The organism is Novosphingobium sp. TK71 (assembly GCF_055361505.1).
Map to the genome: position 1 here is coordinate 2,062,734 of NZ_JBSZKA010000001.1, position 13,969 is coordinate 2,076,702.

Below are 13,969 nucleotides of genomic sequence, written 5' to 3' on the forward strand. Positions count from 1 at the left end.
TCCCTCAGAACGTGAGCAATCCGCGTCGTTCCGCGAATCGCCAGCCTTCTTCCGTGCGCACGAACCTGTCTAGGAACGAGCCGACTTTCGGCGGACCGTCACCGGTGAAGAGCAGCATTGCGCTCTCGCCCAGCGCCGTGTTTCCGTCAACCACCGTGATTTCGACGTTCGAGCAGACATGGCGGGTGGTGCGCGCCGGGCGGGCGCGGAATGCGGCGAGTATGGCCTCGCGCCCGGCGGCCCAGTCGTTGGGCGCGGTGGGACGGGCCATGCGGCCATCGGGTGCATAGAGCGCGGCTACGGCTTCCCAGTCGGCGGCATCGTTGCGATTGGCATAGCGGGCGATCAGGCGCGCGCAATCGTGCTCGATGGCGCGAATGGCGCCGGGCGAAAGCGCATGGCTCACAGGCGCGCTTCCGCGAGATCGGCACCTGCGCGCAGGGCGCGCAGCTTCTTCCAGGTCACGCCGGGGTCGATCTTGCCGTAACCTGCAAAAGTGCCAAAGCCGCAGTCCGTGCTCGCGATCACGCGGTCCTTGCCCAGGAAAGCGGCAAAGCGCTCTATCCTCTGGGCGATCAGTTCCGGATGCTCGACATAGTTGGAGCAGGTATCGATCAGGCCTGGCGCGAGGATCTTGGTGTCGGGCAGCCGGGCATCGCGCCATACCGTCCATTCGTGTTCATGCCGGGGGTTCGCGGCTTCGAACAGCACGGTGGCAGGGCGGGCCGCGATCACCGTGTCGATCACCTTGCCCAGCGCGATATCGTGGTCGTGCGGGCCTTCGTAATTGCCCCAGCAGACGTGCATGCGCATCCGCTCCGGCGCGATGTTCGCAGTGGCCGCGTTGAGCGCTTCGACATTGGCGGCGGCGGTGCGCAGGAAGGTCGCCTCATCCTGATCCTGATAACCGGTATGGCGCGACATCGCGAGGTCGGGGCAATCGAGTTGGAGATCGAACCCGGCGGCGACGATTGCCTCGTACTCGGGGCGCATCGCATCGACGAGGTCGGCAAGATAGGCCTCGTGGCTGGGGTAATGCCGATTGACCTGAAAAGCGGTGATGAGGCCCGGCGAGGCCGCGTTGAGAAAACCGCGCGCACCGTTCCCGTGGAGGTCCAGTGCGTGACGGAACCGGCGGATATCCGCGTGCAACGGCTTGAGTGTCCGCAGCCGCACCGGACCGATGCAGGAGGCGCGGGTGAATTCCTGACTGCCCATCATCGCCGAGAGCTTGCGCGCGAGATCGGGGTGTTCGGCAAGGTCGGCGGCGGCCCTGCGCTCGATATGACCGCCGAACCCTTCGAGGCGCTCGATCATGTAGGTGGAATAGCCCACCTTGCCCAGTTCGCCGTCGCTGAGGATGGAAACGCCGCTGTCGACCTGGCGGCGCACCGCATCGTTCACGGCAGCCTGCACGAGCCGGTCGAATTCGGCTGCATCGTAAGGCTCACCCTTGTCGCGGGAAAGTAGCAGGGGCGTCAACTCGTCACCGCGGGGCAGGCTTCCTACGTGTGTTGTCTCGATGGTCATGCGGCACATCCTCCCATGCGGCAAAGCGTGGCATGATTTCATGAATGTGTATAGATTCGCATTCGTGAAATTAAGATATGTGCTAACCCCGGCTTCCGGGGGCCTGAAGGCAAGGAGATGGAACGATCATGACGACTGGAGCCCGCGCGGCGATCTGCCGCGGCAACACCGCGCCTTTCACGATCGAGGATGTGGAACTGGACGCGTTGCGGGATGACGAACTGCGCGTGCGTGTCGTCGCTTGCGGGGTGTGCCATACTGACATGGCCGTGCGCGACGCACAGCTCCCCGTGCCGCTGCCGGTGGTGCTGGGGCACGAGGGGGCAGGCGTGGTCGAAGCGGTAGGCAGCGGGGTGACGGTGGCCAGACCGGGCGACCGTGTCATCATGAGCTTCAACAGCTGCGGCCATTGCCCGAGCTGTGCCATCGATGCGCCGACCTACTGCTACGAATTCTTTCCTTACAACTGGTCCGGCGCCCGCCCGGATGGCAGCGCCACCGTGTTTCTGGGCGGAGAGCGGATGAATGCCAATTTCTTCGGCCAGTCCGCCTTCGCGACCCACGCCATCGCGCATGAACGCAACGTGGTGAAAGTGCCGGAGACGATGGACGGCGTGGGGCTGGACGTACTTGCACCGCTTGGCTGCGGGCTGATGACCGGCGCAGGGGCGGTGCTGCGAGCGATGAAGGTTCGTGCAGGACTGCCGATTGCGGTCTGGGGTGCCGGTACGGTCGGCATGGCCGCGATCATGGCGGCGAAGATCGCCGGGGCCGATCCGATCATCGCCGTGGACCTTCATGACCAGCGCCTTGGCATGGCCCGCGAGCTTGGGGCCACCCACGTCATCAATGGTCGGGATGACGTGGCCGCGCGCATTCGCGAACTTTGTCCGAGCGGGCTGGGCTATGCTTTCGATACGACGGGCGTGAACAGGCTGATCCAGCTGGCATTTTCATTGCTTGCGCCGAAAGGTGTGGTCGGTGTCGTCGGCGCTTCGGACCCGGCGGACGAGGTGGTGTTCAATGAGGCCGCGTTGATGGGCGGAGGTCGCACCGTGATGGGGATACTCGGCGGCGACAGCGATCTCACCGGTTTCCTGCCGGAACTGATGGAATACTATCGGGAAGGTCGCTTCCCGTTCGACAGGCTCATCGGCCATTTCGATTTCGAGCAGATCAACGAAGCAATCGAGGCCAGCGAGAGCGGCCGCGTGATCAAGCCGGTGCTGCGGATTTCGCCGGAGTAGTCCGGCAAGGGAGGGGCGGCTGCAGCGGGCGCCCCTCCCGCCGGTTCAGGCCTGTTCGAGTTCCAGCGGAACGGCGCTTACGATGTGCGCCTGCGTATATTCCATGAGCCCGGCCAGCCCGTGCTCCGTGCCGAGCCCGGACTGCTTGGCGCCCCGGAATGGAATGTTCGGGTCGATCGCAAGGTGCTGGTTTACCCAGACGGTGCCGGCGTCGATCCGGCGCGCCACGTCCATCGCGCGAAGCTGGTCCGCGCCCCAGACGGTGCCGCCCAGGCCATAGGGGGAATCGTTGGCGCGGGCGATCACGTCCTCGATATCGTCGTACTTCAGTACCGGCAGCACCGGGCCGAACTGCTCTTCGCGCACCAGCGGTGCATCGTCGTCGAGATCGGCGATCACCGTGGGAGGGATGAAGAAGCCCTTCCGGTCCGGCACGTCGCCGCCCGCAACGACCCGGCCGCGCTGCTTGGCATCCTCGATCAGGTCGCGCACTTTCTCGAACTGCATCCGGTTCTGGATCGGTCCGATGGTAGAGCCTTGCTTGGCGCCGTCGTCGAGCACGGCCTGATCGGCGAGCTTGGCGATTTCGTCGCAGAATTCCTCGTACATTGCGCTGGGCACATAGGCGCGCTTGATGGCGACGCAGATCTGGCCGGCGTTGGCCATGGCGCCTGCATAGACTTTCTGTGCGGCGATCCGGGCCGGCACGTCGTCCAGCACGATGGCAGCGTCGTTGCCGCCCAGTTCCAGCGTCACGCGCTTCACGTTTTGCGCCGCGGAGGCCATGACTTTCTTCCCGGTCGCGGTCGATCCGGTGAAGGCCACCTTGGCGATGTCGGGATGTGCGGTGATCAGCGGGCCGAGCTCATTCTGGTCGCAGATCACGTTGAATACGCCGGCAGGCAGGATGTCCGCCGCGAGTTCGGCCAGCAGAAGCGTGGTGAGCGGCGTTGTCGGCGCCGGTTTGGAAACCATCGTGTTCCCCATGACAAGGCAGGGGCCAAGCTTGTTCGCCAGCAGGATCACCGGGAAATTCCACGGCGTGATCGAGGCGCAGACCCCCAGCGGCGTGCGATGCTCCACCACGGTACTGCCGTTTTCATTGCGAAGGGTCTGTTCGGGAAGGCGCATCGCCGCAAAGGCGCGCAGCGTGTAGATGCTTCCGCCGATCTCGTAAGTGGCCTGATCCAGCGGCTTGCCCTGTTCCGCCGTGAGCAGGCGGGCAAAGTCCTCGATGCGGGCCTCCATCGCGTCTGCCAGGCGGTTGATATAGCCGGCGCGTTCATCGGCGGAGAGAGCGGACCATCCCGGAAGCGCAGCCTTGGCGGCGGATACGGCCCGGTTCAGGATAGCCTCGTCAGCGCGCGGGCACTGGGCGAAGACGTCCTCGGTAGCCGGATTGACGACGTCGAATGTGGAAACGCCGTCGATCAGTTCACCGTTGACCAGCAGCTTGAAATCGGTTTTCACGATCACTCTCCTTGGTTGGCATCGTCCCGGCCGGGGCTTCTTGTCCCTCGCTGGCGGAGTCGATGCGCGCCTTGCAATGGCACGCATGAGTTTGTACGCTTGGGATACATAGAAAACAAGGCATCGAGCCAGCGGCTGAGGAGAGGTCATGAACGAGGGGGAAGAGCTTTCCGGGCAGATCGGATTCCAGATCCAGATGCTGCAATCCGTCGCTCACGAATCCGCAAGGCAGGCGCTTGAACCGCTGGATATCACGCCGGCGCGCGCCTCGGCCCTGCTGCTGGTCCGCGCCAATCCGGGATGCACCCAGACCGCGCTGGGAGAGGCGCTTAACGTGAACCGGTCGAGCGCGATGAAGATTGTCGATATCCTGGAAGGTCGAGGGGCCGTGCGCCGCGCGCCCAGCGCCGATCCGCGTGCACATTCCCTTGAACTGACAGAAGTAGGCCGAACTCTCGCGACCGAGATCGACCTTGTGTTCGAAAGGCATGAGCGGAAATTCTTCGGACCGCTCAGTGTCGCCGAGCGGAACATGCTGCTGTCGCTGCTGCAGCGCCTGCGCCAACAGGAACGGGTAGCCTGACGAACCACGCGACTTGCGCATATTGTATGCCTGAGATACAAACCGCGCAAGTCCGGCGATGACCGGATCGAGGATCGTCAGGCCGGGAGATCAAGGATGTCTGCGCAAGGTACCGCTGTGCTCGAACCGCTCGAACGGGCGGCCATGGAACGGCTTCTCAATCCACGCAGCGTTGCCATCGTCGGTGCGTCCGACCGGCCCGGAGCGCTGGGTGCTTCCGTTCTGAAGAACCTCGTCGACAGGGGGTTCTCGGGGGAGATCCACCTCGTCAATCCCAAGCGGGAGGAAATAGGCGGAAGGCGCTGCGTGCCGGATGTCGCCGCGTTGCCGGAAGACGTGGACGTGGCTGTTCTGGCAATCCCCCAGGCTGCCGTCCTCGATGCCGTGCGCGAACTGGCGCAGCGGCGATGTGGAGCAGCCGTGATCTTTTCGGCGGGGTTTGCCGAAGGCGGGCCTGAAGGACTTGCCCGGCAGGAGGAACTGGCTCGGATCGCCCGCGATTCAGGGATGGTGATCGAGGGGCCGAACTGTCTCGGCCTCGTCAATTTCGATGCCAATGTCGCGCTGACTTTCGTAGAATTGCCGGAGGCACGGGCGAGAGGGGACCGCAAGGTCGGCATCGTTTCGCAGTCTGGCGCCATGGCCGCGGTGCTCGCCACGACCATGATCGCCCGGGAGGTGCCGCTTTCCTGCTACATCTCTACCGGCAACGAAGCGGCGAGCGGGGTAGAGGACTACGTCGCGCATCTCGCCGAAGATCCGGCCATCGGCGTTATCGCCATGATCGTCGAGCAATTCCGCAAACCTGCCGCGTTTCTGGCGGCGGCGCGGGCAGCGCGGGAGCGGGGCAAGCTTGTCGTGCTTCTTCATCCGGGCTCCAGCGAAGCCGGGCGGGAAAGCGCGGCGACGCACACTGGCGCGATGGCGGGCGATCATGCGGTGATGCGGACCCTGGTCGAGCATGCGGGCGTGATCCTGGTCGATGGGCTGGAAGTGCTTGGAGACGTGACCGAGATTGCGATTCGCTGTCCGTCGCTACCTTCGGGAAGCGTGGGCATCGTTTCTGAATCCGGCGCCTTGAAAGCGATGATGCTGGATGGCGCCGAGGCGCTCGGACTGGAACTGCCCAAGCTTACCGATGCCGACAGCGCCGCTTTGCGCGAGGCTTTGCCTTCCTTCGTGCCGGTGAGCAATCCGCTCGACATTACGGCGCAGGGCCTGGTCGATCCCACGCTTTACAACCGGACGATTGCCGCCCTGGGCGAGGAGCGGCGGATCGAAACCATCCTCGTTCCGTTGATCCAGACCGACACGCATACCTCGCACGTCAAATTCTCCGCAGTGGCGAAAGCAATTGCGGAGCTCGGCGGGCGCAAGCCGCTGATCGTTGCCGGTGTGGATGAAGGCGGCGGTGTTCTGGGCGACGATGTGGCTGCCATTCGGGCGCTTGGCTCACCCTATTTCCCTACGCCCGAGCGCGCGCTCAAAGCGCTGGCCTGCCTGGCGTGGTATGGTGCGCGCTCTTCGGGCCTGACTGAAAGGACGGCGATTTCGATCGCCGCGCCGGCGGCGGGCGAAACCATTCCCGAATATCGTGCGAAGCAATTGCTGGCACCGCACGGCTTGACCTTTTCGAGAGGCGCGCTGGCAGGTTCCCTTGAAGCCGCGCAGGAGATTGCCGCCGGCATCGGATATCCGGTCGTTCTCAAGGCGCAGGCCGCAGCGCTCAGCCACAAGAGCGATGCGGGCGGCGTTGCGATCGGGATCGCCGATGCGGGGGCACTGGCTGCCGCATGGGGCAAGATGGAGGCCGACGTGCAGGCAGCGCGGCCGGGTCTTGTCCTTGATGGCATCCTGGTAGAGGCCATGGCGCCGCGCGGTGTAGAAATGATTGTCGGTGCTCGCCGCGATCCGGACTGGGGCGCCGTGATCCTCGTTGGGTTCGGCGGCGTTGCTGCCGAATTGCTTCATGACGCCGTGCTGCTGCCGCCTGACCTTTCGCGCGCCGAGATCAAGACCCGGATTCTTTCCCTGCGGATGGCGCCGTTGCTCCAGGGCTTTCGCGGCGCGCCCATAGCCGATGTCGATGCGCTGGCGGGTATGGTGGAAACGCTTGCCGTGTTGGTTCGCGGTACGCCCGGGATCGGGGAACTCGATCTCAATCCCGTTCTGGTTCTGCCGGAAGGAAAGGGTGTGATCGCGCTGGATGCGTTGATCTCCGGCTGAGATGAAGTTCTTCCATTGAACAAGAGGGGCGCCGCAAAATGGCAATGTCCCTCTTGTTCAAGTTTCAGGCATTTTCGCCGGTCCTCGACTTGTCATAGGCGGCCAAGGCCGGGCTTGTAGCTCTTTCCGTCGATAAACTGGCGGATGCCTTCCTTGGGGCCTTGGCTGGTATCGTGAAAACTGCAGGCCGCCTGCATGTGCAGAAGGTAATCTTCCGCTTCATCGTAAGTGAGAGTGCCCACACGGCGCACCGCGTCCTTGGCGAACTTGAGCGCCGCCGGGTTCTTGCCGAGCAACATCTTCGCCACTTCCGCGCATATCGCCAGGTCGCAGCCGAAAAGCGGGAAGAAGCCACCGCCGAAGCTCCATCCGTTGACCATGGGGATCGTCGGCTTCTGGTACCAGCGCCGACGCCGGAACCAGCGTAGCTTTCGCGCTGCGACTTGCGCACGCTGCGAAGGCCGTCCGCTTCGGTTTCGCGGAAGTATTCCTTGAGGTCCATCCCGGTGGACCGGGAACTGCCCTCCCTCCTCGCGGTGAGCCATTTTGCCTCAAACCTCGACGGTGCCGTTTATGAGTTTACGACCTAGGTGGCGCTGGATTCTTCCTCCGGCCGCAAGCGGCCGAGCAAGGCAACGATCACGATCATCGCAGTGAATCCCGTTGCCAGCACCAAGGTCAGCGGAAGCAGGGAAACGGGAGGCCACAACGTGACAGCGGCGCTCGCAAGGGCTGTTACCGCGAGCTGGATGGTGCCGAGCAGCCCGGCTGCGGCACCGATGCCGCTCCGCACGGAATCGAGGGCGCTGGTCGCCGCCGGGGTCAGGATCAGACCGGCAACCATGAACAGCAATATCGAATAAGCCTGAAACAGCGGTAGCGGGATGCCGTCGGATCCGGTGATGGCCACCAGTGTCGTTGCGCTAAGTGCGATGGCGCCAGCGCTTCCGGCCAGGCGAACGGCGCCGAACCGCTTGAGCAAGTGCGGCGCGGCTTGTGTCGCGATGATCGACATGCAGGCATTGAGTGCGAGCAGAATGCTGAACCACGTGGGATCGAGTTCGTAGATCCCTGAATAGATGAACGGCGCGGCGGTCACGAAGGCAAAGGGGATCGTGGTCGCGAGCCCTGCGACGATGGCCCAGCCGACGAAGCGCGGGGTCCGCAGCAGGCGGGCATGGACATGGGGCAGGGCGCGCCAGTCCGTCGTGCGCAGGGCCGGCGGCAAGGTTTCGGGGAGGAAGAGCATGACGCAGCCTGCGGCAATCATGCCGGCGGCGGCAAGCACGCCGAACAGTCCTCGCCATGAAACGAGATGGAGCAATGTGCTGCCCAGCAATGGAGCGAGCATCGGCGAAATACCGATGATAAGGAACGTGAAGGCCATCAGCCGGGCGGCATGGTGTCCGCGATGGAGGTCGCGAATGATGGCGCGCGCGCTGGACGTACCGGCGCAGGCTCCCATGCCCTGAAGAAAGCGCAACAGGACCAGTTGTTCGAGCGTGGCGGCGAAGGCGCAGGCGACCGAGGCGGCGATGAAGATACAGAGCCCGCCCATCAGCGGCGCGCGCCGTCCGAACCGATCGCCGAGCGAGCCGATCGGTATCTGCGCCACTGCCAGGCCGAGGAAGAATGCCGAGAGCGTTCGCTGCACCCCGGAATCGCTTGCGCTGAGGGCGCCTGCCATTGCGGGCATGGCGGGAAGATAGAGGTCTATCGCAAAAGGGCCGAGCGCGGAGAGGAAGCCGAGGGCAATCCCGAAACCCAGACTTGGCCCTCGCGCTTCTTCATGCGCGGATGTCGCGGAAGTTGAGTTCATGCGCGGGAACCGCGCGGTTCAAGACCGATGGCGTGACTCATAGTAACGAGTGTTATTATGAGTCACGCCATCAGGCAAGTCCGTCCACGAAGCCTAGGCTTCAGCGTCGTCGGGCTTCGTGCGTTCGAGGAACAGCGAGCGGCCTTCTTCGTCCGTGGCTTCAAGCGTATCGATCAAGGTGGTGAGAATATGATCGAACATGGCGACTTCGTGCGGGTGAAGCGCCGATAGCAGGTAGTCCGCCACTCTTTCGGTCTGCGGGCGCATGATCCGGTAGAGACGTTCGCCCTCCGGGGTAAGGGTCAGCCGTTTGCGGCGCCGGTTTTCCTCGTCGCGAACGACGAGAACGCGGCCGTGGCGCTCCAGCGCCGAAACCGCGCGGGATACGCTCATCGCATTGACGCCTGTCATTTCCGCCAGTTCATGGCTCGCCGATTGGGGGAACCGGCCGATCAGCATCAGCAGGCGAAACTCGTTCAGGCTGATCTTGTACTGGTGTTCCAGATTGACCGAGAACGGCGCCATGAGCCGGTTCGAGAGCTTGAGAAGCCGGTGGAGGGTTTCCGAACGCGTGCTCACCGGCATCGCCGCCGTAGCTTCGGACTCGTTGTCGATCTCGTTCGATTGTCTGGTTTCGCGCATTGACGGGATTTAGCGCAAGGGGTGCGATATCTGTCAAGATAATCACGTTTGTTACTGGGGAAGAGGGCGCCTACAGCCTCGCCGTTCGCCTCCTTGAAACGGTCTTTGCCCGGCAATCGGCTGACCGCGCGACAATTGCCGTGTTCGTGGCACGTGACGGGCATCAGGGAATCAGCGCGCATTGCACCCTCGTGAAATGGCCTTGTTCGACATGGTAATGGATGAACTGCCGCAGTTCCTGGACTTCGCCGGCACGGATCGGGAAGAACTGGAGCAACCCGTTCGCCTTCAGCGTTTCGGCATCGAGATCCCGGTGCGCCGCGATGCGGATCACGCCTTCGAGGGCGACGAGGTCTTCGCTCGCGGCAAAGCGCTCTATCGTAAGGGTCTCATCGACATAGCCGTGCAGGAAACCGTAGAAGCGCTTGAACGCCTCGCGCGATGAAAGTTCGACTCCGAAGAAGGCGAGCCGGGCACCGGGCGCGTAGAAATCATAGACTGCATCGTAATCCCTCGCGTTGAAGGCGGCCGCATATCTCTCGTAGTCGTCGCGGGTCATTGATCTCTCCACAAATGCGGACATCGTCTCGCATCTGCTTGCACAAGTAAATAACGATCGTTACGATGTGGCGTGGCGCGCGCTGAAGCGGGCGGATAACGGGGGAGTGGGCATGGCGGAGGCTGCGGCATGAACGTCAGATCGGCCGGGGAGGAAGCGAACCTGCGTCATGTCGCGGCCCTGTTCGACGAAGTGCTCAACGCGCTTGACGCCGATGCCGTCGATCGCTTCATCGCCCTTGACTATATCCAGCACAATCAGGGCGCTGGGCAGGGGCGCGAACCGCTGAAGGCGCTGCTGCGCGATATTCGCGCCCGGACACCCGCAGCCGTACACGATGTGAAGCGCATGTTCGCAGATGGGGATCACGTGATCGTCCACTATCACGTCCGGCGCTGGCCGGAGGATCGCGGATGGGCCGTGATCGACATCTTCCGCCTCGCGGGCGGGATGATAGTCGAACATTGGGACGTCGTTCAGGACGTGCCCGAAACGAGCCCCAATCCGATCGGACCTTTTTGACGATGGAGAGAGCGATGCGGTTCGCGGGCAGCAGGGTTGTCGTACTGGGTGGCAACAGCGGCATCGGCCTGGCCTGCGCCCAAGCTTTCGCAAGGGAGGGCGGCGCGGTTCGCCTCACCGGCCGGGACCGGGCAACGATAGAGGCCGCCGCCTCCGGAATCCCGGGCGCGCGTGGCAGCAGCGTCGATATTTCCGATCTGGCGGCGATGGAGCGGTTTTACGAGGAAATCGCCGCGGCAGACGAGAGGATCGACGTGCTTGTCGTCAACGCGGGCGTGGGCGGCTTCGCGCTCATCGAAGAACTCTCGCACGAGTATTGGGATCAGGTCCATGCGATCAACTTGCGCGGTTGCGTCTTCGCCATGCAGAAGGCGGTGCGGCTGATGGGCGATGGCGGGGCGATCGTCGTCACCGGGTCGATCGGCGGCCATGCCTTCGTGCCCGGCAATGTCGCATATGGAGCGGCGAAGGCCGGCTTGGCGCTCGCCATGCGTCAATTTGCCGGGGAGTATGTTTCGCGCGGCATTCGCGTCAACATGGTCAGCCCGGGGCCGGTGGAAACCCCGCTGCTTCACCGCAATCCCGGCATGAGCGCAGCGGCGGTGGACGTCCTGCGCGAGCAGATGATCGCGGCCGTGCCGATGAAGCGAATGGGCCGGCCCGAGGAAGTGGCCGCCGCTGTCCTCTTCCTGGCTTCCCGGGAAGCGAGTTTCATCACTGCCGCCAATCTCTTCGTGGATGGCGGCGCCCTGGAAATCGGATGAAGGAAGAGTCCAAGATGAGTGAAGGCCCCTTTTCCACCATCGACAACCCGCGCCTCGAATTCGCGATGGAAGTGCGCCTCACGTTCCCGCGCGTGCAGATGATCGCCAATACGCCGATGGGCGGAAACCGAAGCGCTGTCTACGTCGACGGCGGAACGTTCGAAGGACCGCTCCTGAAGGGCAAGGCGGTGCCGGGATCGGGCGGTGACTATGCCTATTTCAGGCCCGATGACGTGGCCGTATTCGATGCGCGCTACATGTTGGAGGAAGATGACGGCACCTTGATCCTTCTCAACAACCGCGGATTCCTGTGGGGCCGCAAGCCCGGCACGATGCAACGGCTGAGGGACTGGGCCTTCGAGGGCGGGCAGCCGGTCGAACAGCAGGAATACTATCTTCGCGGCAACCCTTCGTTCGAATGCCCGATCGGCAAGCACGACTGGCTGACCAGGCATGTGTTCATCGGCGTGGGCGAGCGCCGGGCCGACGGCAATCTTCTGCGCTACTATGCGCTGACCTGAAGGTCCTTTCGCGGTTCAGCGTGCGGCGCGTTCGGTCGATGTAAGGAGCTCGGCTCCAAGCCGATGGTAGCGCTCGCCGCGAGCAGCGCCCCGGCTTTTCAAAGCCGCGACGGCATCCCGTCGAGCAGGATCGTTTTGGTTTCGAGGAATGAGTGGAGGCCTTCGGCACCACCTTCGCGGCCAATGCCTGACTGCTTGAAGCCGCCGAACGGCAGTCCGAATTCCAGCCTCATGCCGTTCTGACCGAACCCGCCCGCGCGGATCCTGCGGCCGATCCGATAAGCAGCATCCACATCGCCGGTGAGAACCGAGCCATTGAGGCCGAAGCTGCTGTCATTGGCCAATTGAATGGCGTGTTCCTCGTCTTCGGCGGGGATCAGGCACAGCACCGGTCCAAAGATTTCCTCCTGCGCGATCCGGCTGGTGTTATCTACATTGGCGAAAAGCGTGGGTTCGAAGAAATAGCCCTTGTTCATCGACGTGGGGCGCTGTCCGCCCGTGACGAGATCCGCGCCTTCGCGGCCGAGTTCGACATAGCTTTCGACGCGTTCGAGCTGGCGTTTCATCGCAAGCGGGCCGAGCTGTGTATCGGGCGCATCGCTGCCGCCGATCTTCACGCCCTGCATGACACGGGCGATGGCCTCCGCCAATTCGTCATGGCGGTGGCGGGGAACGATGGCGCGGCTGAGCATGGCGCAGACCTGCCCGCTCATCACCGTGATCGTGTTGCCCAGGATTGCGGCGGCGGCCTCTATGGGAAAATCGTCGCGCACGATGGCGGCCGATTTTCCGCCCAGTTCCAGCGTGCAGCGAGCGACACGACCCGCACAGACTTCGCCGATGCGCCTGCCTGCAACGGTCGAACCGGTGAAGCTCACTTTGTCGACGCCGGGATTGTTCACGAGATGGTCCGATGCTTCCCGGTCGCCGCAGACCAGATTTATCACGCCGGCCGGAATGCCGGCGGCTTCGGCGGCTTCGGCCATGATATAGGCCTCAAGCGGCGTTTCGGGGGAGGGCTTCATTACCACCGTGCATCCGGCAACGAGCGCGTAGGCGACCTTGCTTGAAAGGGTGCCGTATGGCGCGTTCCACGGCGCGATGGCCACGGCCACGCCAACCGGTTCCTGCGCCACGATCGCGGTATCGACCTGCAGGCTGGGGCGCCGCGTGACGAACTCGAAACTTTCACCAAGCGAGGCGATGAACCTGAGGGTTGCCGTCGCGCCGCCGTGCATGATTGGGGCGAAGCTGGAAAGTCCGCCGACTTGCGCCGTCCATGCGCGGCAGAGTTCGGGTTCGCGCTTCGCCAGTTCGTCGGCCCAGCGGGCGACCATCCGGCCGCGCTCGGCCGGGGAAAGCTGCGGCCAGGGGCCGTTGTCGAACGCATCGCGCGCCGCGGCTACGGCGCGGTCCATGTCGGCCGCTACCGCCTCGGCCACCACGGCGACGACGTCCTCGCTGTTCGGCGAGACGATCTCGATCTGTCCCCCGGTGGAAGGCTCGACCCAGGAGCCGCCGATATAGAGCTTGTCGGGATGCCGCAGTTGCACGCCTTCGGGTGTCATTCTTCCGATCCTCTTCCGTGGCGCGCATCGTTTCGCATGGCGCCGTTTGATCTGATTAGACGTTAACGGATGTTATCGTGTCAATCCCGGACGGTGCAAGGCTCGCGCCGAAATCCCGCCTGCCGCGCCAGGCTGTGATCGCGGGTAGGTAATAGGCCCGGTACGGCCAGAGCAGGACGGCGTTGAACACCACGGTCAGGGTGCCGAAGATTGCCTCGATCGCGCCCCATTCCAGCGCGAAGTTCCAGTAGGCGATCACCGCCGTCAGCGGCACGGCTGCCACGGCGACCAGCGGCATCATCCGGTCCGCCAGAACGAGAACGGCGATAGCGATCTCGATCACCTTGATCCAGGCAAAGAGCCCGCTGTGGATCAGGGCCAGCGTGAACTCCTGCCCCAGCGGCGTATTGCCGAGCGGTTGCAGGTCAAACGGCGTGAAGTATTCGGCGCCGGAAAACAGATACCAGAGTCCGAAGATCCAGCGGCTTGCATGGTAGATTATCCGCATCACCCGGCCT

Annotated in this window: 14 protein-coding genes and 1 pseudogene; 6 read left to right on the plus strand and 9 right to left on the minus strand. The window is 63.8% G+C overall.

Annotation, left to right across the window (positions count from 1 at the left end):
* Positions 1–4: 4 nt before the first annotated feature.
* Positions 5–406 carry a nuclear transport factor 2 family protein gene (locus tag ACXJ16_RS24930; protein WP_463922455.1) on the minus strand — a complete coding sequence of 134 codons (402 nt, stop codon included), beginning with the start codon at positions 404–406 and terminating at the stop codon, positions 5–7.
* Complete coding sequence (locus ACXJ16_RS24935) at positions 403–1,530, minus strand: cobalamin-independent methionine synthase II family protein (RefSeq protein ID WP_185999257.1); 1,128 nt, start codon at positions 1,528–1,530, stop codon at positions 403–405. The genes ACXJ16_RS24930 and ACXJ16_RS24935 overlap by 4 nt, the downstream gene beginning before the upstream one ends.
* A gap of 128 nt (positions 1,531–1,658) precedes the next feature.
* On the opposite strand from ACXJ16_RS24935, the gene ACXJ16_RS24940 reads away from it, so the two are divergent.
* Complete coding sequence (locus ACXJ16_RS24940; RefSeq protein WP_054438033.1) at positions 1,659–2,777, plus strand: NAD(P)-dependent alcohol dehydrogenase; 1,119 nt, start codon at positions 1,659–1,661, stop codon at positions 2,775–2,777.
* A 45-nt stretch (positions 2,778–2,822) separates the two neighbouring features.
* Here the strand turns inward: ACXJ16_RS24940 and ACXJ16_RS24945 are convergent, their stop codons facing one another.
* A complete protein-coding gene (locus ACXJ16_RS24945; RefSeq protein WP_185999258.1) occupies positions 2,823–4,247 on the minus strand; it encodes an aldehyde dehydrogenase family protein in 1,425 nt (474 codons plus the stop codon).
* A gap of 148 nt (positions 4,248–4,395) precedes the next feature.
* On the opposite strand from ACXJ16_RS24945, the gene ACXJ16_RS24950 reads away from it, so the two are divergent.
* Together ACXJ16_RS24950 and ACXJ16_RS24955 are read left to right on the plus strand one after the other, a co-directional pair.
* Positions 4,396–4,830: a MarR family winged helix-turn-helix transcriptional regulator gene (locus ACXJ16_RS24950; protein WP_054438031.1), complete on the plus strand. Its 435-nt coding sequence runs from the start codon at positions 4,396–4,398 to the stop codon at positions 4,828–4,830.
* A 96-nt stretch (positions 4,831–4,926) separates the two neighbouring features.
* Positions 4,927–7,056 carry an acetate--CoA ligase family protein gene (locus ACXJ16_RS24955; protein ID WP_185999259.1) on the plus strand — a complete coding sequence of 710 codons (2,130 nt, stop codon included), beginning with the start codon at positions 4,927–4,929 and terminating at the stop codon, positions 7,054–7,056.
* A 92-nt stretch (positions 7,057–7,148) separates the two neighbouring features.
* On the opposite strand, the pseudogene ACXJ16_RS24960 reads toward ACXJ16_RS24955, so the two are convergent.
* The 4 genes and pseudogenes from ACXJ16_RS24960 to ACXJ16_RS24975 form a co-directional block, all read right to left on the minus strand.
* Positions 7,149–7,582, minus strand: a pseudogene (locus ACXJ16_RS24960) (enoyl-CoA hydratase-related protein); the annotation flags it as partial.
* Positions 7,583–7,642: 60 nt separating this feature from the next.
* Positions 7,643–8,875: a multidrug effflux MFS transporter gene (locus ACXJ16_RS24965; protein WP_454798629.1), complete on the minus strand. Its 1,233-nt coding sequence runs from the start codon at positions 8,873–8,875 to the stop codon at positions 7,643–7,645.
* Between the two features lie 93 nt (positions 8,876–8,968).
* Positions 8,969–9,517: a MarR family winged helix-turn-helix transcriptional regulator gene (locus ACXJ16_RS24970; protein WP_185999261.1), complete on the minus strand. Its 549-nt coding sequence runs from the start codon at positions 9,515–9,517 to the stop codon at positions 8,969–8,971.
* A 163-nt stretch (positions 9,518–9,680) separates the two neighbouring features.
* Positions 9,681–10,076 (minus strand): nuclear transport factor 2 family protein, encoded by a 396-nt coding sequence (locus tag ACXJ16_RS24975; RefSeq protein ID WP_185999262.1) that lies wholly within the window; start codon positions 10,074–10,076, stop codon positions 9,681–9,683.
* A gap of 129 nt (positions 10,077–10,205) precedes the next feature.
* Between ACXJ16_RS24975 and ACXJ16_RS24980 the strand changes: the two genes are divergently transcribed.
* The 3 genes from ACXJ16_RS24980 to ACXJ16_RS24990 are packed head-to-tail and all read left to right on the plus strand — an operon-like array spanning position 10,206 to position 11,883.
* Positions 10,206–10,598, plus strand: a complete 393-nt coding sequence (locus ACXJ16_RS24980; protein ID WP_054438019.1) for a nuclear transport factor 2 family protein — start codon at positions 10,206–10,208, stop codon at positions 10,596–10,598.
* 14 nt (positions 10,599–10,612) lie between these two features.
* Positions 10,613–11,362, plus strand: a complete 750-nt coding sequence (locus ACXJ16_RS24985) for an SDR family NAD(P)-dependent oxidoreductase (protein ID WP_185999263.1) — start codon at positions 10,613–10,615, stop codon at positions 11,360–11,362.
* A 14-nt stretch (positions 11,363–11,376) separates the two neighbouring features.
* On the plus strand, positions 11,377–11,883 hold the full coding sequence (locus ACXJ16_RS24990) for a DUF3237 domain-containing protein (protein WP_054438018.1): 507 nt from the start codon (positions 11,377–11,379) through the stop codon (positions 11,881–11,883).
* Positions 11,884–11,981: 98 nt separating this feature from the next.
* Here ACXJ16_RS24990 and ACXJ16_RS24995 read toward each other — a convergent pair whose 3' ends face one another.
* Both ACXJ16_RS24995 and ACXJ16_RS25000 read right to left on the minus strand, forming a co-directional pair.
* Positions 11,982–13,451, minus strand: a complete 1,470-nt coding sequence (locus ACXJ16_RS24995; RefSeq protein WP_185999264.1) for an aldehyde dehydrogenase — start codon at positions 13,449–13,451, stop codon at positions 11,982–11,984.
* A 55-nt stretch (positions 13,452–13,506) separates the two neighbouring features.
* A complete protein-coding gene (locus ACXJ16_RS25000) occupies positions 13,507–13,959 on the minus strand; it encodes a hypothetical protein (protein WP_185999265.1) in 453 nt (150 codons plus the stop codon).
* Positions 13,960–13,969 lie beyond the last annotated feature (10 nt).

Excerpts from the sequence above, each read along its gene's own strand:
- ACXJ16_RS24985 (WP_185999263.1), top strand. The coding sequence starts at position 10,613 with ATGCGGTTCGCGGGCAGCAGGGTTGTCGTACTGGGTGGCAACAGCGGC.
- ACXJ16_RS24965 (WP_454798629.1), bottom strand. The coding sequence starts at position 8,875 with ATGAACTCAACTTCCGCGACATCCGCGCATGAAGAAGCGCGAGGGCCA.
- ACXJ16_RS24950 (WP_054438031.1), top strand. The coding sequence starts at position 4,396 with ATGAACGAGGGGGAAGAGCTTTCCGGGCAGATCGGATTCCAGATCCAG.
- ACXJ16_RS24990 (WP_054438018.1), top strand. The coding sequence starts at position 11,377 with ATGAGTGAAGGCCCCTTTTCCACCATCGACAACCCGCGCCTCGAATTC.
- ACXJ16_RS24980 (WP_054438019.1), top strand. The coding sequence starts at position 10,206 with ATGAACGTCAGATCGGCCGGGGAGGAAGCGAACCTGCGTCATGTCGCG.
- ACXJ16_RS24940 (WP_054438033.1), top strand. The coding sequence starts at position 1,659 with ATGACGACTGGAGCCCGCGCGGCGATCTGCCGCGGCAACACCGCGCCT.
- ACXJ16_RS24995 (WP_185999264.1), bottom strand. The coding sequence starts at position 13,451 with ATGACACCCGAAGGCGTGCAACTGCGGCATCCCGACAAGCTCTATATC.
- ACXJ16_RS24955 (WP_185999259.1), top strand. The coding sequence starts at position 4,927 with ATGTCTGCGCAAGGTACCGCTGTGCTCGAACCGCTCGAACGGGCGGCC.
- ACXJ16_RS25000 (WP_185999265.1), bottom strand. The coding sequence starts at position 13,959 with ATGCGGATAATCTACCATGCAAGCCGCTGGATCTTCGGACTCTGGTAT.
- ACXJ16_RS24970 (WP_185999261.1), bottom strand. The coding sequence starts at position 9,517 with ATGCGCGAAACCAGACAATCGAACGAGATCGACAACGAGTCCGAAGCT.
- ACXJ16_RS24975 (WP_185999262.1), bottom strand. The coding sequence starts at position 10,076 with ATGACCCGCGACGACTACGAGAGATATGCGGCCGCCTTCAACGCGAGG.
- ACXJ16_RS24935 (WP_185999257.1), bottom strand. The coding sequence starts at position 1,530 with ATGACCATCGAGACAACACACGTAGGAAGCCTGCCCCGCGGTGACGAG.